Raw genomic sequence first — 24720 nt, 5'->3', positions numbered from 1 at the left:
TTTAGTCCATCACTGCATCCAGGGCGGAGGCGGCGGCTCTTCGGCTTTCCCCACCGGAGCCTCGTCCGCAGCACGCAAGGCCCGACGCCGTTCATCATCAAGACGCGCGGCTTCAATCTCGCGGATCACGCTGCCGACATCCGCCAGTTCCTCGGGATCGTCGAACTCGCCGGTCAGCACACTGCCCGGATGCAAGGTGCCGGCCTCGTACAGGGCCCACATTTCCTTGGCATAACGGGTGCGCTTGAGCTCCGGAGCGAAACGTCCGAAGTAGGACGCCATGTTGCCCACGTCCCGCTCCAGCATGCTGAACGCGTGGTTGTTGCCCGCCGCATCCACTGCCTGGGGCAGGTCGATGATCACCGGACCGTCCGGCGTCAGCAGCACGTTGAACTCGGAGAGGTCACCGTGCACCAGTCCGGTACACAGCATCAGCACGATCTGGGAAATCAGGAAGGCGTGATATTCACGGGCCTGGTCCGGTTCCAGCACCACATCGTTGAGCCGTGGCGCCGCATCGCCGTATTCGTCGGCCACCAGCTCCATCAGCAGCACGCCTTCGAGGAAGTCGAACGGCTTGGGCACCCGCACCCCGGCGTTGGCCAGGCGGAACAAGGCCGCCACTTCGGCGTTCTGCCAGGCATCCTCGGTTTCCTTGCGGCCGAACTTCGAGCCCTTGGCCATGGCTCGCGCCTGACGGCTGTTACGGACCTTGCGCCCTTCCTGATACTCCGCCGCCTGACGGAAACTGCGTTTGTTCGCCTCCTTGTAGACCTTGGCGCAACGTAGCTCGTTGCCGCAGCGCACCACATACACAGCTGCCTCTTTACCACTCATGAGTGGGCGCAGCACCTCGTCTACCAGACCGTCTTCGATCAGCGGTTCAATGCGTTTTGGAGTCTTCATCAGCTTTTATTGTGGGTCCCTTGTTACCAAACACGCGAAAGTCACTCGTTATACGGCAATCCTCCCACCACGGGAAAGGCCCGCCGAGCCCCGAGCGACAGCAATGCACTCAATGTGCCAGATCAATCCATCGACGCCGCCGACGATCATAGCCAAGACTGCAGCGGCCAACGTCTTTGCACGCCCTCGCCGCCGGTGCCCGGCGACAAGTTTTTTTCCGTCGCCGGCTCAATATTGCCCGGCGCCAGCCGAAGCCCTCAAAGAGACAGGGAGTTTGTCCGACAATCCAATAAAGACGTCAGCCGCCGGCCAAGGTTCGACCGCCCGCGGTTCGACTTCAGCCACAGGGACGACAATCAGCGCCACCTCACAATCTGCCAATAATCCGCGAGTCGCCTGCACTTCGTGGTCATACAAAAAACTGGAGCGCGGATGAATATCAAACAGAAACTGACCTGGGCCTTCGCCGTCATTGCCTGCCTGCCCGTGGTGCTGGTGGCCACGCTGGTGGTGATCAACCTGCGCAGCGAAGCGCAAAACACCTTTGTCGACGGCAGCGGCCGCGAGATCCGCCAAGTGGCCAACGCCATGCAGCTGTTCTTCGAAGGCATCGGCCAGAACATCGATTACCTGGCGGCGCACCCCTTGCTCACCCAGGCCGGCGGCGACCTCAAGACCTGGATGAGCGCCGATGCCGCCAAGGTTCCGGAAGGCGAGCAGGACAAACGCATCTTCGACCTGTTCGCCGCCATGGCCGCCAGCCACCCGGCCTATGCCTATGTGTCCTATGGCGTGAGCAACGGCGGCTACGTCTCCTGGCCCGCCGACCTGAAGCTGGCCAACTACGACCCGCGCGTGCGCCCCTGGTACAAGACCGCCCTGGCCAGCCCGGGCAAGACCCTGCGCACCGATGCCTACTACTGGGCCCCGGACGATGCGGTGCTGGTCAGTACCGTGCGTTCCCTGGCCAACCAGTTGGGCCCACAGGGCGGCGTGGTCGCGGTCGACGTTTCGCTCAAGCAGCTCACCGAAATCGTCAAGCAGATCAAGCTGGGCGAATCCGGCTACCTGATGCTGATGGAAAACAACGGCACGGTGCTGGTCGATCCCAAGCAGCCGGAGCACAACTTCAAGGCCCTGGCCAGCCTCGGCGGCGGATACGAGCAACTGGCCAAGACCGGCAAGGGCCTGGTGCAAGTGGAGCTGGGCGGCGAGCACTACATGGCCAACGTCTGGCCTTCCGAGCAACTGGGCTGGACCTTCATCGGCCTGATCAAGCAGAGCGAAGTCATGGGCTCGGCGACCCAGCTGACCTGGATCATCGCCGTGATCGCCGGGGTCCTGGCGCTGCTGTTCGCGGTGTTCGGCGCCAGCTTCGCCAGCCTCATCGTGCGCCCGATCCGCGGCGTGGCCAGCGGCCTGGAAGGCATTGCCCAGGGCGAAGGCGACCTGACCCAGAACCTGAACATTCGCGGCAACGACGAAACCGCGCAGCTGGCCAACTGGTTCAACCAGTTCCTGTCGGCGATCCGCAGCCTGATCCAGCACATCGGCCAGGCGGCGCAGAAGATTCTCGCCACCTCCCAGTCCTCGACCCAGGTGTCCAGCGACATGGCTGAAGCCGCCGGGCGCCAGCGCGAGGCGGTGGACATGGTGTCCACCGCGTTCCACGAAATGGTCGCCACGGCCAACGAAGTGGCCCGTTCCTGCAGCCAGGCCGCCGAGTCGGCGGACAGTGGCCAACGCCAGGCCCGGGAAGGCCAGCAGCAGATCGACGACGCGGTGCACAGCGTCGACCGCCTGAGCCAGGAAATCGAGCAGTCGGCGCAATCGATGCAACAGCTGGAACGCGACAGCACCGATATCCAGTCGATCCTCGGCACCATCCGCTCGATCGCCGAACAGACCAACCTGCTGGCCCTCAACGCCGCCATCGAGGCTGCCCGGGCCGGTGAACAGGGCCGCGGCTTTGCCGTGGTGGCCGATGAAGTGCGGGCCCTGGCCAAGCGTACCGCCGACTCCACCGCCGAGATCGACGGGCTGCTGGGCAACCTGGCCAAGCGCACCAGCGCCGTGACCCAGCAGATGCACGCCAGCCTGGAAGTGTCCCAGCAGTCGGTGAACCGCATCGGCCTGGCACGCAACAGCTTCGGGCAGATCCGCGAATCGGTGGACGTGATCCGCGACATGAACACCCAGATCGCCACTGCCGCCGAAGAGCAGCATCAAGTGGCAGAAGACATCAACCGGCACATCAGCCAGATCCATGGCGATGCGCAGTTGGTGGCCGAATTGGCCAACTCGGCGCGCCTGGACTCCCAGAGCCTGACGGGGTTGTCCAATGAGCTGGACGCCCTGGTGCGACGCTTCAAGACTTGAGGGCCCTTTCGCCGGCAAGCCGGGCTCCTACGGATGGGCGGCATATCTGTGTAGGAGCCGGCTTGCCGGCGAACCTCAGCGTTCGATGATCGCCGTCACGCCCTGCCCGCCCGCCGCGCAGATGGAAATCAAGCCGCGGCCCTGCCCCGCCACACTGAGCAACTTCGCCAGGTTGGCAACGATGCGCCCGCCAGTGGCGGCAAACGGATGCCCCGCCGCCAGGGAGCTGCCTTTGACGTTGAGCCGCGCGCGATCGATGGGGCCCAGGGGCGCATCGAGGCCCAGGCGGGTCTTGCAGTACTGCGGGTCTTCCCAGGCCTTGAGGGTGCACAGCACCTGGGCGGCGAAGGCTTCGTGGATTTCGTAGTAGTCGAAGTCCTGCAGGCTCAGGCCATTGCGCGCCAGCAAGCGCGGTACGGCGTACACCGGCGCCATCAACAGCCCTTCGGCCCCCTTGACGAAGTCCACCGCCGCCGCCTCGCCGTCACGCAGGTAGGCCAGGATCGGCAGGCCACGCTCCCTGGCCCATTGCTCACTGCCCAGCAGCACCAGGGAGGCGCCATCGGTCAGCGGTGTGGAGTTGCCGGCGCTGAGGGTGCCCTGGCCGCTGTGGTCGAAGGCCGGCTTGAGGCTGGCGAGTTTTTCCAGGCTCAGGTCCGGGCGCAGGTTGTTGTCCCGGGTCAGGCCGAGAAAGGGGCTGAGCAGATCGTCATGCCAGCCTTCGGCATAGGCCGCAGCCATTTTCTGGTGGCTTTCCAGGGCCAGCTGGTCCTGTTCGCCGCGGCCGATGCTCCAGGTCTTGGCCATCTGCTCGCAATGCTCGCCCATCGACAAGCCGGTGCGCGGCTCGCCATTGCGCGGCAGTTGCGGCTTGAGGTGATGGGGCCGCAGTTGCAGGAGGAGCTTGAGCTTGTCGCCGAGGCTCCTGGCCCGATTGGCCTGCAGCAGGATCTGGCGCAGCCCTTCGTTGACCCCGATCGGCGCGTCCGACGTGGTGTCGACGCCGCCGGCGATGCCGCAGTCGATCTGCCCCAGGGCGATCTTGTTGGCCACCAGCAATGCCGCTTCCAGGCCGGTGCCGCAGGCTTGCTGGATGTCATAGGCCGGGGTGGTGGGCGCCAGCCGCGAGCCCAGCACGCATTCGCGGGTCAGGTTGAAGTCCCGGGAGTGCTTGAGCACGGCCCCGGCCGCCACCTCGCCGATACGCAGGCCGTGCAGGTTGTAGCGCTCGATCAGGCCTTCGAGGGCGGCGGTGAGCATGGCCTGGTTGCTGGCCGTGGCATAGGGCCCGTTGGAGCGGGCAAAGGGGATGCGGTTACCGCCGATAATCGCCACGCGACGCAGCTGTGTCATGGAAAGCTCCCTGTTCTGTGAGTGCGACTGCGGTGAGTAGGTCCCCCTCTAGCGTAGGAGGCTTCTGGCTGATCGAACGACTCGGAGCCATTCATGGTCCACACTTTGAACCCCAGCCACTGGAGTGCGTTCCATGTCCGACCGTTATATCGACTTCGCCAATTCATCCATCGGCCAACGCCTGGTGGGCGCCCTTGGCCTGCCGTCGCCGGTGCGCCTGGAACGCTGGCAGGCCGGACGCCTGCGGCCCATCGAGGGTGCCTTGCTGGTGGGCGGCGGTGCTCTGGCCCAGCAGGTGAGCAGCCTGGCCCCGCGCCTGACCGACTCGATCTACAGCTACGGCTGCGATCCGGCCCTGGCCACGCCGTGGATTCCCGGGCATGGCCCCAGGCTCAAGGCGGTGGTGTTCGATGCCAGCGAATTGCGCCACAGCGATCAGCTCAAGCAACTGCGGGAGTTCTTCCAGCCACTGTTGCGCAGCCTTGAGCCTTGCGCCCACCTGCTGCTGCTCGGACGAGCCCCGGAAACCCTCGATACGCCCTTCGCCGCCAGCACCCAGCGGGCCCTGGAAGGTTTCAGCCGCTCCCTGGCCAAGGAACTGCGCAACGGCGCCACCTTGCAGTTGCTGTATGTCGGCCAGGGTGCCGAGGAACAGCTGGAGGGTGCGCTGCGCTTCTTGCTGTCGCCCAAGAGCGCTTTCATTTCCGGACAGGTCCTGCGCTTGCAGCCCTGCGCCGTCCAGGTCCAGGACTGGAGCCGTCCGCTGGCCGGGCGCAAGGCCCTGGTCACCGGCGCGGCCCGGGGCATCGGTGCGGCCATCGCCGAAACCCTGGCCCGTGATGGCGCCCAGGTGCTGTTGCTGGATGTGCCCCAGGCCAAGGTCGACCTGGAAACCCTGGCCGCGCGCCTCGGCGGGCAGGCCATCACCCTGGATATCTGTGCCGCGGACGCCGCCCCCCAGTTGCTTGAGCAACTGCCGGAGGGACTCGACATCCTGGTACACAACGCCGGCATCACCCGGGACAAGACCCTGGCCAACATGACCGCGGAGTTCTGGGATGCGGTGCTGGCGGTGAATCTCAACGCCCCGCAGGTGCTGACCCAGGCCCTGCTCGACAGCGGGCGCCTGCATGACCACGGCCGAGTGATTCTGCTGGCCTCCATCAGCGGCATTGCCGGCAACCGCGGGCAGACCAACTACGCCGCCAGCAAGGCCGGACTGATCGGCCTGGCCCAGTCCTGGGCGCCAGCGCTGCAACCGCGGGACATCAGCATCAATGCCGTGGCCCCGGGCTTCATCGAGACGCAGATGACCGCCAAGGTGCCCTTCGCCCTGCGCGAGGCCGGGCGACGCATGAGTTCCCTGGGCCAGGGCGGCCTGCCCCAGGATGTCGCCGAGGCGGTGGCCTGGCTCGCCCAGCCGGGCAGTGGCGCAATCAGCGGACAAGCCTTGCGGGTCTGCGGCCAGAGCGTGCTGGGAGCCTGAAGATGAGCAACCACTGGCACGATCTGCACCGGCCCGCCTCCCTGCCGCCGCTGTTTCTCAAGGCCGCTCTGCGGCGCGGGATCAAGAACACGCCGTTGCCGGAGCAGGGCCTGCGCTGCTGGATCAGCGTTGAGCCACGCCGGCTGGAGGCCTACCGCCAAGTCTGCGGTTACCTCGACAACGGCCTGCTGCCCGCCACCTATCCCCATGTGCTGGCCTTCCCGTTACAGATGCAGTTGCTCACCGCCCCGGCCTTTCCTTTCCCCCTCCTGGGGCTGATTCACCTGGCCAACCGGATCCGCATTCTGCGGCCCATGGGCAATGTCAGCCGCGTGCGAGTCGCCGTCCGGGTGGGCAACCTGCAACCTCACGCCAAGGGCGCAATGTTCGATCTGCTGACCACGGTCGAGGATCTGCTGGGGCCACTGTGGGAGGCCGAAAGCCGCATGCTCTGTCGGGGCGTGCAAGTGCCGGGCGAGCCCGGCGTCCTGTCGTCGATTGCGGGGCTGGGCTTGAACGAAGTCAGCCGCTGGCAGGCCCGGAGCGATATCGGCCGGCGTTACGCCCGGGTTTCCGGCGACTACAACCCGATTCATCTCAGTACCTGGAGCGCCCGCCTGTTCGGCTTCCCCAGAGCCATCGCTCACGGTCTGTGGAACAAGGCACGAACCCTGGCGGCCCTGAGCGACACCTTGCCGGCCGGGAATATCGAGGTGACGGTGCAATTCATCAAACCGCTGCTGCTGCCAGGTGAAGTGCGCTTGCTGGCCAGCGCGGCGGGGTCTAGCGGTGAGCTGCAATTACTGGGCGACGGTGATCTGCTGCACATGCAGGGTGGCTGGCAACCGATCGCCTGACGCACGCTCAGCCCCGACGAATCAGCACCACGCCAGCGACGATCAGCAGCAGTCCGGCGATCTTGCCGAGGCTGACCGGTGCCTCGCGAAACCCCACCCAGCCAAAGTGATCCAGGGCCAGGGCCATGCTCAACTGGCCGGCCAGCACCAGAGCCATGAACAGCAAGGCACCGATCCGTGGCCCGGCAAATGCGGCGGTGGTGATGAAAAACACCCCCAGCAAACCGCCGCACCAGTGCCACCAGGTCAGGCCCCTGAGGGCGCTCAGCGAGGGCATCTCGCGCTGCGCCAGCACCAGGATCAACAAGGCCACGGTGCCGACGAAAAATGAAATCAATGCAGCGGCCAGCACCCCGCCGACCTGCTTGGCCAACTGACCGTTGATACCGGCTTGCAGGGCCAGAAAGGCCCCGGCGAAGAACGGCAGGCACAGCAGCCACCAGACTGGGCTAAGCATCACAGACTCCAAAGGAATGTCGGGCGCGCATTATAGGCCAGGCTCAAACTGGAAGTCTGCGAAACCAACTAAGCACCGAAAAAGCTGCATAACCCTGGCCGCCCGCCCAAATAAAACCCATTAATTGTATATATATAACCTTAGTTTAACGCTCGACAAAAACGCTCTACCAAAAATTACAAATCATTGATTAAAAACATTTTTTCAAACAATAAATCCCTGCACCCCATACTTTCAGACTAACTACTTATCAGGAGAAAAACCGCGAAACACAAGTCATTAATACCAAGTTCATAATTGTTCAAGTTCCTTCTTGCGCCTCTTATGTACGCAACGGACGAAAGTATCTCCAGCACAAGAACTGGAGAACTATCGAAGACAACGAACGTTGTAACAGGTGCAGGGATAACTATCATGAACACTCAGATTGGATGGAAAGCATGTACCGCACTGGCCTTGGTCCTGACTCTCGGCCTGACCGGCTGCAGCGGCGGTGGCGGTCACAAGAGCGGAGGTAGTAGCAGCTCATCTCCCAGCAGCACCAGCGGCAGTAGCGGTGGTGGCACTGGCGGCGGCACTGGAGGCGGAACCGGTGGCACTGGAGGCACAGGCGGCACAGGTGGTACAGGTGGCACCGGCGGCACTACCGGGCCCCTGACGACCAGCAGCCTTGTCTCCGACCTGGGCACCACCGTCAGTGGCGTCGGTACGGGTGTCAGCACTCTTGGGACCTCGCTGGCAGCCGTTCCCTTGGTCGGTGGCGTTGCACAAAGCGCGGTCAGCACCGCGGGCAACGTGGTGGATACCGTGGGCCAGGGTTTGACCGGCGGCCTCGGCCAGCTGGGCAGCGATCCCAAGGCCCTGAGTAAAACCACCGCCACCGTGGGCAATGTCGTCGGCGATGTCGGCACCGGGGTCACCGACCTCAGCGGCAAACTGGCCGCCACGACCCAGAGTGTTCCACTGGTCGGAGGCGTGGTGACTCGGGTGGCACCGGTGGTCGGTGGCGTCGGCGCCCGAGTGACCATGCTCGGCAATACCTTGAGCACGCTCACCAGCAACGGCCCGGTGGGCACCCTGACCGATGGCGTGGGCGACAACGTGCTGGTGCCCGTGGTTAGCCTGGCGGAAGGGGCGACTGGTCAAGCCGGCAGCGCGACAGGGCTCGGCGCACCGGTCAAGGGCCTGCTCAACGGCGTGGCCCAAGCGGTGGACAGCTCCGGCAACGCCGTCAACAACTCCGGCGACGGCAACCCAGTGACCGACCTGCTGGGCAATGCCCTGAGCAATACCAGCAAGGCCGTGGGCAGCGCCGGTGGCTATGTGGGCGGGTCGGGAAGTGGTTCCGGTAGCGGAGGAACTGTCGGCAACAACGGTCTGCTGGAAACCGTCGGCGGTGCCGTGGCCAACCTGAGCAACGGAATAAATACAGGAAACAGTAACGGTACAGTCAGTGCGGGCGGCGTCACCGGCAACGCAGTTGGCGGCCTGATCGCCTCGGTAGGCGGTGCTCTGGGCGGCAGCGGCACCCCCAATCTGGTGGTCACCGCCCCCCTGGCCAGTGTCGGGGTGAGCCTGGGCTCGGCGCTGAACCCGGTCACCAGTTCGGTCACCGGCCTGACTCAGCAAGTGGGCGCAGCCACCGGGATAGGCGCTCAGGCCGGCAGCCTGCTGGGTCAAGTGGGAGGCGCGGTCGGCAATGTGGGCAGCACCCTTGCAGGCAATAGCAGCGGCAATCAGGTTGGCACGGCCCTGGGTGGCACCCTCGGTGCCCTGGGCGGAACCGTGGCCTCGGTCGGTGGCCTGGTCAACGGCGGCACAGCCACCAGCGGCGGACTGACTGGCGGCCTGACCGGCGGATTGACCGGTGGGTTGAATGTCGGAGCCAGCGCAAGCGGCAGCGCATCAACCGGAACCAGCGTCAATGGTGGCCTGGGTGGCGTACTGGGCGGCCTGACCGGGGCCCTGGGCGGTACCCCTAAATAAATTGCACCTGGCCGATTCGACGGCCTTACCTACAGCGCCTACGCTTGGTTGAGAGCGAGGGATTCAGAAGAATCTCTCGCTTTTTTTATCCAGAGCATGGCATCCCGACGTCCGATTCAAGACCCAGATCTTGAGCAATGCCGGGTACGAGGACTATTGGCGCCACCGCAGTTTGACCATGGAGTGTCCTATGCGCACATTGGCCAGTTTGTTGTTGATTGGATGCTGCACCTCCGCTTACGCCGACACCCTTCCCCGCTTTCTCAACAGCAACGACAGCATCAACAACCTGCCCCAGCCCAACTTGCCAGTGGACGCCTATCGTCCAGCTGCTCCGCAGTTGCAGATGCCCGAGCAACCCGCCGCCCCCCAGGGGCAACAGCCCCTGATGATGGGGACCAAGGTCACGGTGCACCAGGTGCAGATCGAAGGCGGCAGCGTCTATCCCCTGGAGCAACTGGCGGCCATCTACCAGCCGCTGATCGGTCACGAAACCAGCTTCAGTCAATTGATCGAGGCCACCCGCGACATTACCCGGCGCTACCAGAATGACGGCTACCTGCTGTCCTACGCCTTCATGCCGCAACAGAGCTTCGATCACGGCGTGCTGCGGGTGGTACTGGTCGAAGGCTATATCAAGGACTACCAGTTGCAGGGCGATATCGGTCCGGTATCGGCCTACCTGGACAAACTGGTGAGCAAGCTCAAGGCCGAGCGCCCACTGACGCGCAAGACCTTCGAGCGCTACACCACCCTGATGAGCCGGGTACCCGGGGTGACGCTACAAGCGGTGGTGCCGCCGCCCGGGACCACTGACGGCGCAACCCGGCTGGTGGCGGTGGCCAGTCGCAAATCCATCACCACCACGCTGAACAGCACCGATGACAACCGCAACGGCCTGCAGGCCCTGGTAGGCATCATCAGCAATTCGCAAACCGCCTGGGGCGAACAGCTCAGCCTCAGCGGCCTGTTCCCCCCCGGCAAGGACAAGGAGCACTACTACCGCCTGGACTACAGCCAGTTGCTGGGCTCGGAAGGCACGCAACTGAATCTCTACGGCGCACGCTACCGCAGTGATCCGCGAAGCAATGTGCAATTGAGCAACGGCCTGGAACTTGAGCCTCATCGCGAGAACGACCGTTTTTCCATCGGCCTCAGCCACCCCTTCATTGCCTCGCCCAATCAAATGCTCAGCGTAGGGACACGCCTGTATGCGGTGAACGACAAGACCCGCTACCGGGTCAGCAACAGCCCTCTGACCCTGGAAGAGAAAACCGATATCCGCGCCCTGGCACTGGAAGGCGATTGGAGCAAATCCGATCCACGGCAACTGCGGATTCTCAGCGCCGGCCTGTACCGTGGCCTGGACAGCATGGGGGCCAAAACCAACAACGAACTCTATGACCTGGACTTCTTCCGCCTGCGCCTGGCAGGAGTACAGAGCGACCGCTTCTTCGACAACTGGCAAGGAGTGCTTTCCGGCGCCCTGTACTGGAGCAAGGACAACCTGCCCGACAGCGAACGAGCCAGCTTCGGCGGCCAGAACTTTGCTCGCGGTTACCCCGATGACCAGGCCACCGGCGACAAGGGCTGGGGCGTCGCCTACGAGGTGAACTACAGCTTCAACCGCGAAGGGCCCTGGGTGCGGGTGCTGCAGCCCTACGTGGTGCTGGACCGCTCGAAGACCTGGTTCAACCAGTTGCAGGCCAAGGGCAGCAATCTGTCGTCGGCTGCGGTGGGGTTACGCTTCGGCGATGCCAAGCACTACAACATCGCCCTGGAGGCGGCCAAGCCGATGTCCGACGAAGCCCTGGACACCTACAACCGCCGACCGCGCTATACCCTAAGCTTCAGCTACCAACTCTGAGCCGACCCAGCACCCAGGCCTGCCATTGCAGGCCTGTTGTGTGTCCGCAGGAAGCTTGGGCCACGGGCCTCGGCGAGCAGGTGTTTGAGTGGTGTTTGAAACAGGAGCCGCTGGCGCACCGGCAAGCCCAAAAGGCTTGAAACCTGGCAGCCGTTGGCGTTCAGGGGCCGACGATATGCAACCGGGGTTGGGGAAACAGATTGTTCAGGGTTTCCAGCAGGCGCACGTGATAGATCGGCTTGCGAAACAGGTCGAGTACCTGCAGGCGCAGCAGGTCGCTGACGTCGTCCATATCGGCATGACCGGACATGACGATGACCGGCAGGTGCTGTCGCGAGGTGTGTTCACGCAGGCGCTTGATCAACGACAGACCGCTCTCTTCCGGCATACGCAGGTCGGTGATGACCAGCGCAATGTCCGGATGGCGGGTGAGGTGCTCCAGCGCCAGCTTCACCGATGTTGCGGTGAAGCAACAGAAGCCCTCACCTTCCAGCAGTTCAGTGAGTTCCAGCAGCGCGTCTTCTTCATCGTCGACCAGAAGCAGTTGCTGGCGTTGGGGGGAAGCATTATTCATCGGCATTACCTTGAACTGACTGTCCGACGGCCTTCACAGCAGGAGCAATCGCCGATCTCAAGGCACGGGCCGGGTCACCGTGGCCCCTCCCATGGCAACGAGGATGTTGTTGAAGATGGCCAGGACCCGATCACCCATCGGTGTCACGAACACCACCACGACCACGGCAACCATGGCCACCACGATCGCGTACTCGATCGCCGAGGCGCCGTGGGTTCTGGCCAGGAACAGACGCGCGCGAAGCAACAGGTAGTCGAGCAGCATGAAGCACCTCCGATTTATCGATCGCAGCCATGGCAGGCGAAACACTCATGCGTCGACTCAAGGTACTGGACGAGTGACCGTGGCTCCTCCCAGGGCAACCAGAACGTTGTTGAAGATGGCCAGCACCCGATTACCCAGGGGGGTCACGAATGCCACCACGATCACGGCGACCATGGCCACCACGATCGCGTACTCGATCGCCGAAGCGCCATCGGTACGGTCAAGAAACAGGCGCGCCCTGAGCCACAAATATTGAAGGATCATCCCAGTTCTCCTATGCGCCAGACGGCGCCGATGCAAGCGCACCGGAACACAAATCCCCGGTGCAACTTGAGCATTGTCAACAAAGTGGCGACCAGCAACTGTAAGAACGGATTAATGACTAAGTATTAATTGAAAGCCTGACGCCAAAAACTCTCCTCCAATTGAGAGCCACCTGCTTTTGTGTGCAATTTTTCCACGAGTTAATGGCATTTCGTCCTAGCTCTACTACCTTCACATAGCGAAATAGTTGCATGTTCATAGCTGCCTGGTTGCGAAGTTGACTCGTTTGCAAGCGCCGACTGGTAATGCAGCAGGATAGGGAGAGCCTTTATGAACAGTCGCGTCACCATGGGTCTGGCTGGGCTTTTTCTGCTGGGTGCGGTGTTTTTCGGTTACTGGGGGCTGGTACTCAGCCGCCAGCCTGCGCCCGCCACTGCGCCAGCACCGGCAGCCCCGAGCATGGTTGAAAAAACCACCGTCAGCGCCGAAGACCAGACCCGCCAGCCGGTGGTGGTCGTGGTGCGCGATGTACCGCCTTTCGTTCCCCTCACCGCCGCCGATCTGGCGCTGGAAAAACTGCGCACCGCACCCGCCGGTAGCCTCAGCGCGATCGACCAGGCGGTGGGGCGCACGCCCTGGCGGCAGTTGAGTGCCGGGACCTGGCTCAATGCCCAGAGTTTCGACAGCGGTGGGGCCCTGGCCCGGATGATTCGCCGCGACGAGCGAGCGCTGGCCGTGGCGGTGGACGAAGTGATCGGCGCCGCCGGGCAACTGAGCCCGGGAGACTATGTCGACGTGCTGCTGTTCCTGCGCCAGGACACCACCAATCTGCAGCAATCGGCGCAGATCGCAGTCCCCGCGATGCGGGTGCTGGCGGTGGGCGAACAACTGGGGCTGACCAACGACGGACAGCCCGCCACCCCGGCACTGAACAACGAAGAAAAACTCAAGCAGGATCAACGCCGGATCGCCGCTCGCACCGTGGTTCTGGCCGTCCCCGAACAACTCTTGAGCCGCCTGATGCTCGCGACCCAGGTCGGTGTGCTGCGCCTGGCGGTTCGCAGCAGTGAGGAACAGCGCCTGGCCCAATACTGGGCTGGCGACCAGAGCGCGGTCAGCCATCTCAATGCGGCCAACAGCAATTTGTTCCAGTTCACCCAGTTGGCGCTCGGCAACGCCCCCCGCAGTCAGGTTGCCCAGCAAAACGGCGCACCACGGTCGGCGGTGGAGGTGATTCGCGGCAACCAGATCACTCAACAAACGCCCTGATCAGGCGAGGATTCTCGACATGCGCAGCGGGCTATCACCATGAGTCAAAGCCTGAATCAGACCTTTCTTGCCATTACCCGCAACAGCACCGACCTCGAGTGGCTGCAAGGCGCCCTCGCCCCCCTGGGCCAGGTGGTGGGCGCCGACGGCAGTCTCGACGAACTGCTGGCGCTGGTGGACGTGACCTTCGCCAACCTGGTGTTCGTCGGCCTCGACCGCGAGCACGTGGTGGCCCAGGCCGCGCTGATCGAAGGCGCCCTGGAAGCCAAGCCGATGCTGGCGATCGTTGCCCTCGGCGACGGCATGGACAATCAGCTGGTACTCAACGCGATGCGCGCCGGAGCCCGGGATTTCGTCGCCTACGGCTCACGCTCCAGCGAAGTCGCCGGGCTGGTGCGGCGCTTGAGCAAACGCCTGCCGGCGGTCACCCCCAATACCCAGCTGGGGGGCCTGACCGTGCTCTACGGGGTCCAGGCCGACGGTGACGGCGCCCTGCTGGCCGGACACATGGCCCTGGTGGTGCAAAAGAGTGGCCAGCAGACCCTGCTGCTGGACCTCGGCCTGCCTCGGGGCGACAGCCTGGCCTTGCTGGGACTGGAGAGTTCCTTCCACTTCGGCGATGCCCTGCGTCACCTGCGGCGTCTGGATGCGACCCTGATCGACAGCGCCTTCACCAGTGCCGAGGCCGGCTTGCGGATTCTCGCCTACGCTCCCCACGACGAGCCTCTGGAGCACACCAGCGCCGCCGAGCTGTACATGTTGCTCAGTGCCCTGCGCCAGCACTTCCAGCACATCGTGGTGAACCTGGTGGGGCAGCCGGACAGCGAGGCGCTGCGCACCTTTGTCAGCCATTGCGACAAGCTGATCTGGTGCACCGACCAGAACGTCCTCGACTGTCGGCGCAACCTCGCGGTGCTCAACCACTGGCGCGAAAAGGGCCTGAAACTCGATCACGCACGCCTGCTGGTGGACCGCTACCTGAAAGCCGTCGCGCCGGACTCGGAAACCCTGGGCAAGACCTTCGGCCTGGAAGTGATCGCAGTGCTGGCCTACAGCCCGGAAGTGCGCCTGAATGCCAAGAACCAGGGCGTGACCCTGTTTGAAATGGCCCCCCGCGAAGCCCTGACGCAAAGCCTGAAAACCCTGGGCGAGCGGCTGGCCAAGCGTTCCCAGGGCCTGCCTCAGCCCAAGGGCGGCTGGCTCAATCGAATCATGGGGGGCAAATGAGCGGAGAAAAACTCTTCGGCGCCTCGAACCGCACGGTGACGGGCAACAGCGACCACGAAGGCCTGAAACTGGTGCTGCATCGCTACATCATCGATGCCATCGAAGAGTCGGGCAGAAACCTGCTGGAGAGTTCCCGGCAGAACCTCTCGCAGTTCGTCACCGACAAGGTGGCGGAGTACATCGCACGCATGCACCTGGCGATCTCCCGCTATGAAATGGAGCGGCTGGCCGAGGAAATCGTCGATGAGCTCACCGGCTTCGGCCCCCTGGAAGTCTTGTTGCGCGATCAGGCCGTCACCGAAATTCTGGTCAACGGCCCGCACCGGGTGTTCGTCGAACGCGAAGGGGTGCTGCACCAGAGCGACTTGCGTTTTATCGACGCACACCACGTGGAGCGGGTCATGCAACGGATTCTCGCGCCCCTGGGCCGACGCCTCGACGAATCCTCGCCCATGGTCGATGCGCGCCTGCCCGACGGCAGCCGGGTCAACGCGATCATTCCCCCCATCGCCCTGGACGGCCCCTGCCTGTCCATTCGCAAGTTCCGCAAAGACATGCTCAAGAGCAGCGACCTGATCGCCACGCAGACCATCGACCTGGCGATCTTCGAATTCCTTCAGGACGCCGTGGGCAAGCGTTGCAACATTCTCATCAGCGGCGGCACCGGCACCGGCAAGACCACCCTGCTGAACATTCTCAGCCAGTTGATCAACCCCTATGAGCGCCTGGTCACCATCGAAGACGTGGCCGAGCTGCAGTTGGGACATCCCCACGTGGTGCGCCTGGAAACCCGTCCGCCCAATGCCGAAGGACACGGAGAGGTCAAGGCCAGCGACCTGATCCGCAACGCCCTGCGAATGCGCCCGGACCGGATCATCCTCGGCGAGATCCGCGGCGTCGAAGTGCTGGATGTCCTGACGGCCATGAACACCGGCCACGACGGCTCCATGAGTACGGTGCACGCCAACAACGCTCAGGACGCCCTGCTGCGCCTGGAAACCCTGGTGGGCCTGACCGGGCGCCAGGTGGCCGAACGCACCCTGCGGCAGATGATCTGCGCGGCCCTGGACGTTGTGATCCAACTGACCCGCCTGCCCGACGGCCGCCGCTGCGTCAGTGAAGTGGTGGAGGTGGTGGGCATCCGCGATGACATCTACGTCACCAATACCCTGTTTCGCCTGAACCGCCGCAACGGCCTGGGCTTCGAGCGCGAGGCGCTGAACCCGGCGGGCGACAAACTGCGCCGCGAAAGCGGACTGGGCATCAACTGAACCGTCGAGGTGGCCCATGATCGGCCTGCTGCTGACCTTGATCTGCCTGTTGCTACTGGGGCTTTCCGGGTGGCTGTTCTACCACGGCGTGCGCAAGACCGAGCGCGAGCGGGTGCTCAACCGCCTGGCTCAGGGACAACCCGAGCGCAACCCGCAGCGCCGTTCATGGACCGGCCTGGAGCAGGCCTTCGCCCGCGCCGGCCTGGGCCAGCCCACTGAGCGCCTGGGCCTGTGGCTGGCCATCTGGGCGGTACTGGCATTGCTGGGTTACCTGTTGGGAGACTGGTTTGGCTTGCTGGCTTGCGTGCTGGTGCCGCCGCTGTTGCTGCGCCTGTCCGTGGCCTGGCTGTATCAGCGCCGGCTCAAGCGCATGATCGAACAACTGCCCGCGCTGCTGGACCACAGCGTGCGCAGCCTGAAGTCCGGACGCACCCTGGCGGATGCGGTGCTGGGCGCCATCGAGGCCAGCAACGATCCGCTCAAGCAAGCCATGGGACGCATCCAGCGCAACGTGCAGTTGGGGGTCAACCTGCCGGACGCGGTCAGTGATTTCGCCGAGTTCTACGAACAGGATGAGCTGCGCATGTTCGCCCTGGGCCTGAAGGTCAATCACCGCTACGGCGGCAACGCCAGCGAGTTGCTGGAAAACCTGATCAAGCTGATTCGCGAGCGCGAACAAGGGGCCCGGCAGTTACGCGCAATGACCGGGGAAACCCGCATGACGGCCTGGGTCCTGGGCAGCCTGCCGCTGCTGCTGGTGAGCTACTTCATGCTCACCAATCCGGGCTACATGCTGGGCATGTGGCACGACCCTTCCGGCCAGGCCATGCTGATCACCGCGGTGTGCCTGCAGATCTTCGGGTGCCTGGCCCTGTGGCGCATGTTGAGGAGTATCTGAAATGCTTCTGCTGGCTGCTGCGCTGCTGTTTCTCGGGGCATTGCTACTGCTCAGCAACGGTCTGCTGACGCAACGTCGACGTGAGCGCCAGATAGCCCAGCGGCTGCAGGGCCACATGAGCCGCGACAATCGCCTGGGCAGTTGGCTGCGACTGCTGGGCGACAGTCGTTTCGGCCAACGCGCGGTGAACATGGACAGCGAAACCCAGACCCTGCTCAATCGCCTGGGCTGGCGTCGCGCCGCGCAGCGTTCGCTGTTTGCGGCCTGCCAGATCGGCACTCCGCTGCTGGCGGTGTGCCTGGTGCTCTTCATTCAAGAGGTGGCGTTTCCCGAAGCCCAGAGCCACTGGCTGACACCGATGCTCGCGGCCGGCGCCGGCTACCTGCTGCCCAAGCGGGTCTTGGCCTACGCCGCCCAACGCCGGCAAAAACATATCGCCCTGGAGATCTCCACCTTCATTCCCTTGCTGCGCATCCTGTTCGAGTCGGGCATGGCGGTGGAGCAGGCGCTGCGGGTCCTGAGCAACGAAGCCGGGAAACTGCTGCCGGAGCTGACCCACGAACTGCGCCTGATCCTGGCACGGGTGGATTCAGGCCTGGAACTGGGTCAGGAACTCAATCAGACCGCGACCCTGCTGGCGGTGGACGAGTTCACCGACACCTGTGTGATTCTCCAGCAACTGATCCTGCAGGGCGGCGGGGCGATGAAATCCCTGCAGGCGCTCAAGCAGTTGCTCGACGACCGGCGCCTGACCCGCTTGCAGGAATACATCTCGAAAATGTCGGCCAAGATGTCGGTGGTGATGATGCTGTTTCTGTTTCCCGCCCTGTTGATCGTGCTCGCCGGGCCCGGCTTCACCGCCATTGCCCGGGCGTTTGCCTACTGAACAGGGAAGGAGTACCACCGCCGGCGGCGAGTGGCTCGCCGCCGCAATGCCGACAACTTCAGTGGGCGGTGACTCGCTGGCGCAGTCCCGAGTTGCTCGGCGACAAAGCCAGGGCCAGTTGCGTGCGGTTGTGCATGTGGGTCAGCCGCAGGACCTGGGAAACATAGAGCTTGACGGTGTTTTCGGTGATCCCCAGTTCACAGGCGATCTGGTAGTTGGTCTGCCCCTTGCCTACCAGTCGCGCCACATCCAGCTGGCGTGGCGACAGCTGGTTGAAGATCGCCGGCACCTCGATCGGGTCCGCGTCGCTACTACCCTCGTCCAGGGACTCCTCGGCGCGGCTGGCGGCTGGCTTGCGCCGGACCTTGTCCAGATCCTGGTACAGGTCGTCGATGGATTCGGAAAGAAACTGCAGCTTCTGGTTCAGATGCCCCAGATGCAGGTTCTTCTGCCGCTCCTGCAAGGCGACTTCCTGACGTTGCAGGCCTTCGAGGAGCTCATCCAGGTCGATGGGTTTCTGGTAGTAATCGGCGATGCCGGCACGCATGGCCTTGATCACGTCCTGCTTGTCGGACTGCCCGGTGAGCATGATGGCTTCGAACACCCGCTGCCTGCCGGCGAGGCGCTGCAGTTCCTGCACCAGTTGGATCCCGTCCATATCGGGCATGTGCAGGTCGCAGAGCACCAGGGAAATGTCCGGGTCCCTGTTGAAGCAGTCCACCGCCTGGCGGGCGGACTCGCAAGGAACACAACGGTAACCGCTGTTTTCGAGAAACTCGCAAAGCTCTTCGACAATAAGCGGCTGATCATCAACCACGAGCACTTTCATCTGGGAGGTAAGTTTGTTCACGTGCGACTCCGTGCGGGCCAATCGCCGATTGACCACTCCTGTCCTGCCCGCAGGATCCGGGCAGCCACGACATAAAACCTAGACCTACTTTCCGACTATGTACATAGCATTAATCGGCCAGGCGACTAGTGGATCACGCTCACAGTTAAGACCATTCCAGCCAGGACAAAGGGCGCGAATGGGTATTTTTTTGACAGCCCCGTGACGGATGTCTCCCCTTGCGGTTCAAGCCCTTGTTCTGGCGCGGCGCGGAGCCTGGGAACAATCAGCAGCCACAGCAGGCTGCAGAACCCGGCGCCAATAAAGGCCCCCAGCAGATGCTCGGGATCGCTGGCCAATCCCAGGGCGGCCATCAATTTGACGTCCCCCGCCCCCATCCGCCCCATGGCATACCCCGGCAGGGTGAGCAGCAGGGCCAGCAACAAGGCCCAGCCGCCCTGGGCAGCCGCAGCGCCCAACCAGGTGCTGCCAGTCCACAGCAAGTAGCCGCTGGCCAGCAGCGCGGCGCCCAATGTCAAGGTGTTGGCGATATGCCGTTGACGCAGATCCTGTACCGCGCAGAGCGCCAGCCAGATCCACAAAAGCCAGAAATGCATCAGCTGCAAAGCTCCTTTTAGCGGATTGATTCTATGCTCATTGGACACAGTGACTGTCAGGGTAGACGCACTCATGAAACCGGGCCTCCCCAGCAAGCACCCCAGCAAGCAAAAGGGCGCTGCAGCAATCGAGTTCGCGGCGGTGTTCGTGATCTTCTTCGCGGTTTTCTACGGTCTGGTCAGCTACAGCCTGCCGCTGTTGATGATGCAGTCCTTCAACCAGGCCACCGCCGAGGCCGTGCGCCGCGCCATGGCAGTCGACCCCAACAGCGCCAACTACGCCACCACGGTGCAGAACCTGGCCAACAGCGTGGTGCAGGCCCAGACCCTGTGGATTCCGTCCCTCTTCAACTTCGCCGCCACCGACTACAGCGCGGTGTACACCAATGGCGTGCTCACCGTGCGGATCGACTACCCCACCGCGAAGCTCACCCAGGTGCTACCGCGCCTGGTGTTGCCGGTGGTAGGCCCGGTCCCCAACTTGCCCACGACCCTGTCCGCCCTCTCGAGCGTGCAATTTTGAACTCCAGCGACAAGCTGCTCGGGCGCCTGCTGGGCCGCCAGCCAGAGCCCGCCGACGAACCCCAGGCCCAGCTGCCGGCCCAGGCGGTCGGCCTGCAACTGGTGCTCGACCCCAAGGGCCGGATCCTCACCAGCAGCGGACCGCTGCGCCATGCCCTGGCACAGTTGCCGCCCTCGGACCAGCCCCACCACCTGCTGGACTACGCCCTGCCCGGCTGCGCCCTGGCCCTGGAGGGGCACCCCGCCGACTGGAGCGCACAGGTGCTGGATCTGGACCTGCGCGGACTGGGTGGCAAGACCCTGCACCTGCGCGGCTGGGTCCAGAGCTGTGGCAGCCAGTGGCTGCTGCAACTGCTGGATATCGGCGACCTGGTCCAACAGCGCCAGCAGGCCCTGAGCCGGGAGCAATGGCAGATCTTCGCCACGCAGATCAACGAGCAGATCCGCCTGTGCACCCTGAGCCGGCTGCCGGACGTGCTGCACGATCAACTCGCCGACCTGGCCCGCTACAGCCACATCCCTTGCGTGGGCCTGGCCTTGCTCGACGACGAGGAACAAACCTGGGTGCTGCACAGCGGCTACCACGCCCACGATGCCCCCCGGCTGTGGCAAGACGGCCAGGTCCTGGGCAACGGCCTGGACAGCCTGAGCGGCAATGCCCCGCTGCACCTGAATCACATCCAGGGCCTGAATGAACACCCGCGCCTGCAGGGGATCTTCGGTCATCGCGAAGGCTTCCTGGTGCCCTATCGGGACGCTCACGGTGTCGCCGCCTGGTTGCTGTGCGGCTGCTACGCGGTGCAGCAGCAGGCGCCGCACCTGCTGGAACGCGACTGGCTGATGCTCACTGCCGCCCTGGCCGAGCCCTTGCTCGGCCGCTTGCGCGAACAACACAACCACCTGCATCTGGAACGCCTGGAGGCACTGCAGGGCTTGCTGGGCGCCGGCTGGTGGGAGTTGTGCCCGGAGACTGCCGAAATCCAGCTGGCCAGTCAGTTGGTCGCCAGTCTGCAGTTGCCCGACTCCCACAGCAGGCTGCCGGTCCAGGACTGGCTGGAGCTGATTCACCCTGCCGACCGCAGCGAACTGGCCAGCCGCCTGCACGCCCTGACCCTGGGCAAGCCGCTGCTGCTCTGCGTGCGCCTGCCCGGGCCTGACCCGAGCCTGCCACCACGCTGGTACCGCTTGCAGGGCCAGTCCCTGGGACGAGGGGAACAACAGCGGTTCCTGGGCTTCATGCTGGACATCAGCGATATCAAGAACCAGCAGCAACAGGCGGCTGCGGCCCATGCGCGCCTGGACAATCTGATTGCCAGCTCACCGGCGGTGATCTACGTCCAGCGCTACGTGGAAGGCGCTCTGCAACCGAGCTTTTTCAGCGCCAGCCTGCAACCGCTGCTGGGCTGGAGCCTGGAAGACTGCTCCGCAGCCAGCCTGGCGGACTGGGTGCACCCCGAGGACCAGGACCTGTATTTCCAGCGCTGCCGCCAGTTGTTGCGCGAAGGCAGCGTCCACGCCCGCTACCGCCTGCGCGACCGCCATGGGGTTTTCCATTGGGTCATGGATGAAGCCAAGCTGCTGCGCGACGACCTGGGGCTGCCGGTGGAAGCCGTCGGCCTGTGGCTGGACGTCACCGAGGCGACCCTGGCCGCCGAACAGATGCGCCAGAGCGAGGAACGCTACCGGATCCTGGTGGAAGACTCACCGGCGATGATTTGCCGCTACCGCCCGGACCTGACCCTGACCTTCGGCAACCGGCCGCTGGCGGCTTACCTGGAATGCACCGCCGAAGAGCTGCCGGGGAGCAATCTTGGGCAATGGCTGTCCGCCGAACAGCGCGAGGGTTTCGAGCGGCGGATCCAACGACTGAGCCCGGAGTTTCCCCTCAGCACCGCCGAGATCTGCCTGCAGTTGCCGGGGCGTGAACACGCCTGGTGGGTCTGGTCCGACCGCGGGGTCTTCGATGAGCAGGGACAGTTGCTGGAGATCCAGGCCGTGGGCCGCGACAACACCGAAGTCCGGCGTGCCCAGTTGCAGCTCATGCAAAGCGCGAAAATGGCCACCCTGGGGGAAATGGCCACCGGCCTGGCCCACGAAATCAATCAGCCGCTCAACGTGATGCGCATGGCCATCGTCAATGTGCTCAAGCGCCTGAACAGCGGCGAAGTCCAGGTCGACTACCTCACTGACAAACTGCATCGCATCGACACCCAGGTGCAGCGGGCCGCCCGGGTGGTGGATCACATGCGGGTGTTCGGCCGACGTTCGGAGGTGGAGCAGCAGCCCTTCAACCCGGCCCAGGCCATCGAGGGCACCCTGTCCCTGCTGGCCGAAGGCATGCGCGGCAAAGGGATCGAACTGCGCATCAGCGAGCTGGGGTTCGAGGTGCAGGTGCTGGGCTTCGTCGACCAGTTGGAGCAGGTGCTGATCAACCTCATGGTCAATGCCCGGGACGCGCTGCTGGGCCAAGCGCAGCGGCCTGACTTCAAGCCCTGGATTGCCGTGCATGGCCAGCGCGACGAACAGCGGGTACGCCTGTGGGTCGAGGACAATGGCGGCGGTATCGACCCGCGCCTGCTGGAGCGGATCTTCGAACCCTTCTTCACCACCAAGCCGGCGGGGGTCGGCACCGGGCTCGGGCTTTCGGTGAGCTACGGCATCGTCGAGAACATGGGCGGCCGCCTGAGCGTCAGCAACGGCGCGGACGGCGCGCGCTTCTGCATCGAACTGCCGATTGCCCACGCGGATCAGATCACCAGGTAGGCCCGGCCGGTCTGGCCGCAGGTCAGGTTGGCGCCGACCTCGACGTCCATCAGGTTGATGCCGAGGGTCGCCAGCAGGCTGTTGAGCAGCGGATCGAGCAAGGGGCTCAAGAGGTTGCTGATCAGCGGCATGATCAGGCTGGTCACCCCATTGATCAGGCCACCTGCCCCCGCCACCAGCGAGCCCAGCAGATTGGCATTGACCGGCTGGTAAACCTCCAGGCTGATCCCGGCAATAGCGCCCGACAGGCTATTGACCAGATTGTTGGTCGGTGCCGCGTTCTGGTAGCTCGGCGCCTGATTGACGTTGGGCGGCGTGGGAAACGGCGGCGTGCTGCTGGCGTACAGTAGGTCGCGCCCGACATTGGGCCCGGTCTGGCTGCGCCCCAGCGCACTGTCGACCTTGAGCCCGATGCCGCCGGCGGCGAACGCCGTCCGCGCCGGTCCGCAACTGCCGATGCCGAGGATCTTGTGGCAGGTCCAGATGCCCAGGTCGACGATCGGCACCGGCGTCACCACCGGTTCCGTCGACGAGGAGAAGACGGTACTGGGATCGATCTGCCCTATCTTGATATCGGCCAGTGACGACTCGCTGTGCACCGTGAGGCTTTTGCTGCCGGCATTGTCCGTCGGGCAGCTGTAGTTGGTGACGTAGGCCTTGGCGCCCCCCAGCTCCAGGTTGATGTCGATGCGCGCCGTGGGCAGCACCTCGGGATCGACCTGCTGGCAGCCGGCGCCCAGCAGGCAACCGACGGAGTTGATGGTGGCCGCCAGGTCCAGGCTCAGGACACTGTTGAGGGTCGGCGTCAGCGAACTCACCAGGCCCAACAGGGCGTTGGTCATGCCGGTGATCCCGGACAATCCGCTCAGGTTGACCGACACCAGGGTGCGCACCTGGGCCGTTTGTACATAGATACCGTTGGCACCCTTCGGTTCGAGGATCGCCAGCCGGGGGTCGCCGACCGCCGAGAACTGCGGCGGCTCTATGACCTTGACCTTGATGGTGACATTGGCCAGGCCCAGCAGGTTGGCCGGCACCACCGCCGCCACCGCGCTCTTGCTGTTGGCCAGCTGGATCATCGCTTGCATCAACTGAAAGAGTTGCAGATTGGCGTCCAGGGCGGTGCTCGCCGCACCGCTCTGCAGCTTGAGGATGTCCCCCAGCTTGAGCTGCGGTATCTGGCTGCTCACCGCCACTTGCAAGGCCCCCAGGGCCGCCAGCACATCGGCCGTCGCGCCATTGGCCTGGACCACCGTGGCGGCGGTCTGGATCAGCCGGGTCAGGCTGGCCTGAGTGTTGAGCAGCTCGCTGTAGTTGCCCGCGGCAACCCCCAGATCGATGGCCAACTGGTCGAGGTAGCGCAGCAGGTTGATGTCGCTGTTGAGCAGGCCATTCCAGCCCACGGCGCTGATGTTGAGGCTGCCGCCCAGCATGTTGCCCACCAGGGCATTGAGCAGTGGCGAGTTGGCGCTGTTGACGGTGACCAGCGTGCTGCGAATGCTCAGTTGCGCCCGCGGCGGAGTGGGCGCGGCGGCAACCGCCGTGGCGCTGAGCTGGGTGTTGAGGTTGATCGGCCCCGGGGTGAACAGCGCCCCGATTCCCGACGCCACGCTGATGGGCACCGTGTGAGTCGCCACGACCCGCACCGCCGCCGATTGCGTCGGGTCGGCATTGAATGTACGCAGGCTGTTGGCCTCGGTGGTCAGGGAGCCGCACGCGGTGGTCAGGGTACTGCCGGCGTCGACGGTAAAACCATTGCGGGTCGCGCTCTGTCCAGCATAGGTCGCGGCGCTGAGGCCGGCCTGGCAGTTGCCGCCCCGGCTCACCGCCTCCAGGGCGGCGTTGTCGGCGACTCGCTGCAACTTGCGCTGTTCCATGTACAGCCGGCCGCTGTCCACCACCACGAGCATCAGCAACAGCGCCAGTCCCAGGGTCACGGCAGCCATCAGACCAATGGCTCCGCGCTGGCGACGCGGGCCGGTAAAACGCTTCAGGGAAGACATCGGGGCACTCCTTTCCCGGTTCGCAGCCGAGCGCGCACTCCA

Annotated in this window: 21 protein-coding genes and 1 pseudogene; 13 read left to right on the top strand and 9 right to left on the bottom strand. The window is 64.3% G+C overall.

All coding sequences use genetic code 11. The features are described 5' to 3' along the window. Nucleotides 1-9: 9 nt before the first annotated feature. The gene (locus tag BLV47_RS26925; protein ID WP_092319306.1) at nt 10-906 is read right to left on the bottom strand and encodes a PA4780 family RIO1-like protein kinase; all 897 of its coding nucleotides are present in this window, start codon (nt 904-906) and stop codon (nt 10-12) included. A gap of 432 nt (nt 907-1338) precedes the next feature. Between BLV47_RS26925 and BLV47_RS37190 the strand changes: the two are divergent. Both BLV47_RS37190 and BLV47_RS37185 read left to right on the top strand, forming a co-directional pair. Then, nucleotides 1339-2427 (top strand): annotated as a pseudogene (locus BLV47_RS37190) (cache domain-containing protein); the annotation flags it as partial. Nucleotides 2428-2517: 90 nt separating this feature from the next. Beyond that, nucleotides 2518-3285, top strand: coding sequence for a methyl-accepting chemotaxis protein (locus BLV47_RS37185; protein ID WP_425272210.1), 768 nt, complete (start codon nt 2518-2520; stop codon nt 3283-3285). A 75-nt stretch (nt 3286-3360) separates the two neighbouring features. Here the strand turns inward: BLV47_RS37185 and BLV47_RS26915 are convergent, their stop codons facing one another. Next, on the bottom strand, nt 3361-4638 hold the full coding sequence (locus BLV47_RS26915) for an acetyl-CoA C-acetyltransferase (protein WP_092319302.1): 1278 nt from the start codon (nt 4636-4638) through the stop codon (nt 3361-3363). Between the two features lie 133 nt (nt 4639-4771). Between BLV47_RS26915 and BLV47_RS26910 the strand changes: the two genes are divergently transcribed. Beyond that, a complete protein-coding gene (locus tag BLV47_RS26910; RefSeq protein ID WP_092319300.1) occupies nt 4772-6124 on the top strand; it encodes a 3-oxoacyl-ACP reductase in 1353 nt (450 codons plus the stop codon). 2 nt (nt 6125-6126) lie between these two features. After that, nucleotides 6127-6981: a MaoC family dehydratase gene (locus BLV47_RS26905; RefSeq protein WP_092319298.1), complete on the top strand. Its 855-nt coding sequence runs from the start codon at nt 6127-6129 to the stop codon at nt 6979-6981. 7 nt (nt 6982-6988) lie between these two features. Here the strand turns inward: BLV47_RS26905 and BLV47_RS26900 are convergent, their stop codons facing one another. Then, complete coding sequence (locus BLV47_RS26900; protein WP_092319296.1) at nt 6989-7438, bottom strand: DMT family transporter; 450 nt, start codon at nt 7436-7438, stop codon at nt 6989-6991. 414 nt (nt 7439-7852) lie between these two features. Here BLV47_RS26900 and BLV47_RS26895 point away from each other — a divergent pair, with 414 nt between their 5' ends. Both BLV47_RS26895 and BLV47_RS26890 read left to right on the top strand, forming a co-directional pair. After that, the gene (locus BLV47_RS26895) at nt 7853-9424 is read left to right on the top strand and encodes a beta strand repeat-containing protein (protein ID WP_092319294.1); all 1572 of its coding nucleotides are present in this window, start codon (nt 7853-7855) and stop codon (nt 9422-9424) included. 190 nt (nt 9425-9614) lie between these two features. Further along, nucleotides 9615-11291 carry a ShlB/FhaC/HecB family hemolysin secretion/activation protein gene (locus tag BLV47_RS26890; RefSeq protein WP_092319292.1) on the top strand — a complete coding sequence of 559 codons (1677 nt, stop codon included), beginning with the start codon at nt 9615-9617 and terminating at the stop codon, nt 11289-11291. A 160-nt stretch (nt 11292-11451) separates the two neighbouring features. On the opposite strand, the gene BLV47_RS26885 is transcribed toward BLV47_RS26890, so the two are convergent. The 3 genes from BLV47_RS26885 to BLV47_RS26875 are packed head-to-tail and all read right to left on the bottom strand — an operon-like array spanning nt 11452 to nt 12393. Next, nucleotides 11452-11865 (bottom strand): response regulator, encoded by a 414-nt coding sequence (locus tag BLV47_RS26885; protein ID WP_092319290.1) that lies wholly within the window; start codon nt 11863-11865, stop codon nt 11452-11454. A gap of 57 nt (nt 11866-11922) precedes the next feature. Further along, nucleotides 11923-12129: a Flp family type IVb pilin gene (locus BLV47_RS26880; RefSeq protein ID WP_047301497.1), complete on the bottom strand. Its 207-nt coding sequence runs from the start codon at nt 12127-12129 to the stop codon at nt 11923-11925. 57 nt (nt 12130-12186) lie between these two features. Further along, on the bottom strand, nt 12187-12393 hold the full coding sequence (locus tag BLV47_RS26875) for a Flp family type IVb pilin (protein WP_092319288.1): 207 nt from the start codon (nt 12391-12393) through the stop codon (nt 12187-12189). Between the two features lie 330 nt (nt 12394-12723). On the opposite strand from BLV47_RS26875, the gene cpaB reads away from it, so the two are divergent. The 5 genes from cpaB to BLV47_RS26850 are packed head-to-tail and all read left to right on the top strand — an operon-like array spanning nt 12724 to nt 17944. Then, nucleotides 12724-13662: a Flp pilus assembly protein CpaB gene (gene cpaB / locus BLV47_RS26870; RefSeq protein ID WP_092319286.1), complete on the top strand. Its 939-nt coding sequence runs from the start codon at nt 12724-12726 to the stop codon at nt 13660-13662. Nucleotides 13663-13701: 39 nt separating this feature from the next. Then, the gene (locus tag BLV47_RS26865; protein ID WP_092319284.1) at nt 13702-14889 is read left to right on the top strand and encodes a CpaE/TadZ family protein; all 1188 of its coding nucleotides are present in this window, start codon (nt 13702-13704) and stop codon (nt 14887-14889) included. Beyond that, nucleotides 14886-16160 carry a TadA family conjugal transfer-associated ATPase gene (locus BLV47_RS26860; protein WP_092319282.1) on the top strand — a complete coding sequence of 425 codons (1275 nt, stop codon included), beginning with the start codon at nt 14886-14888 and terminating at the stop codon, nt 16158-16160. Before BLV47_RS26865 ends, BLV47_RS26860 begins: the two co-directional genes overlap by 4 nt. Before the next feature lie 16 nt (nt 16161-16176). Next, nucleotides 16177-17058, top strand: a complete 882-nt coding sequence (locus BLV47_RS26855) for a type II secretion system F family protein (protein WP_092319280.1) — start codon at nt 16177-16179, stop codon at nt 17056-17058. Nucleotide 17059: 1 nt separating this feature from the next. Continuing rightward, entirely contained in the window at nt 17060-17944 is an 885-nt protein-coding gene (locus BLV47_RS26850; RefSeq protein WP_092319278.1) for a type II secretion system F family protein, read from the top strand. Nucleotides 17945-18002: 58 nt separating this feature from the next. Here BLV47_RS26850 and BLV47_RS26845 read toward each other — a convergent pair whose 3' ends face one another. Both BLV47_RS26845 and BLV47_RS26840 read right to left on the bottom strand, forming a co-directional pair. Continuing rightward, nucleotides 18003-18794, bottom strand: a complete 792-nt coding sequence (locus tag BLV47_RS26845; protein WP_092319276.1) for a response regulator transcription factor — start codon at nt 18792-18794, stop codon at nt 18003-18005. 125 nt (nt 18795-18919) lie between these two features. Beyond that, nucleotides 18920-19390, bottom strand: a complete 471-nt coding sequence (locus BLV47_RS26840; RefSeq protein WP_092319274.1) for an A24 family peptidase — start codon at nt 19388-19390, stop codon at nt 18920-18922. Between the two features lie 73 nt (nt 19391-19463). Here BLV47_RS26840 and BLV47_RS26835 point away from each other — a divergent pair, with 73 nt between their 5' ends. Next, the gene (locus BLV47_RS26835) at nt 19464-19913 is read left to right on the top strand and encodes a TadE/TadG family type IV pilus assembly protein (protein ID WP_092319272.1); all 450 of its coding nucleotides are present in this window, start codon (nt 19464-19466) and stop codon (nt 19911-19913) included. Further along, on the top strand, nt 19910-22675 hold the full coding sequence (locus BLV47_RS26830; RefSeq protein WP_092319268.1) for a PAS domain-containing sensor histidine kinase: 2766 nt from the start codon (nt 19910-19912) through the stop codon (nt 22673-22675). The genes BLV47_RS26835 and BLV47_RS26830 overlap by 4 nt, the downstream gene beginning before the upstream one ends. Here the strand turns inward: BLV47_RS26830 and BLV47_RS26825 are convergent. Continuing rightward, the gene (locus BLV47_RS26825) at nt 22660-24678 is read right to left on the bottom strand and encodes a pilus assembly protein TadG-related protein (RefSeq protein WP_092319266.1); all 2019 of its coding nucleotides are present in this window, start codon (nt 24676-24678) and stop codon (nt 22660-22662) included. The two genes, BLV47_RS26830 and BLV47_RS26825, sit on opposite strands and share 16 nt — an antisense overlap. Between the last annotated feature and the right edge of the window lie 42 nt (nt 24679-24720).

The sequence above is a fragment of the Pseudomonas saponiphila genome (assembly GCF_900105185.1).
GTDB lineage: Bacteria > Pseudomonadota > Gammaproteobacteria > Pseudomonadales > Pseudomonadaceae > Aquipseudomonas > Aquipseudomonas saponiphila.
The sequence above is the reverse complement of the archived record's forward strand: the minus strand, read 5'-3'. Positions and strand labels throughout refer to the sequence as shown.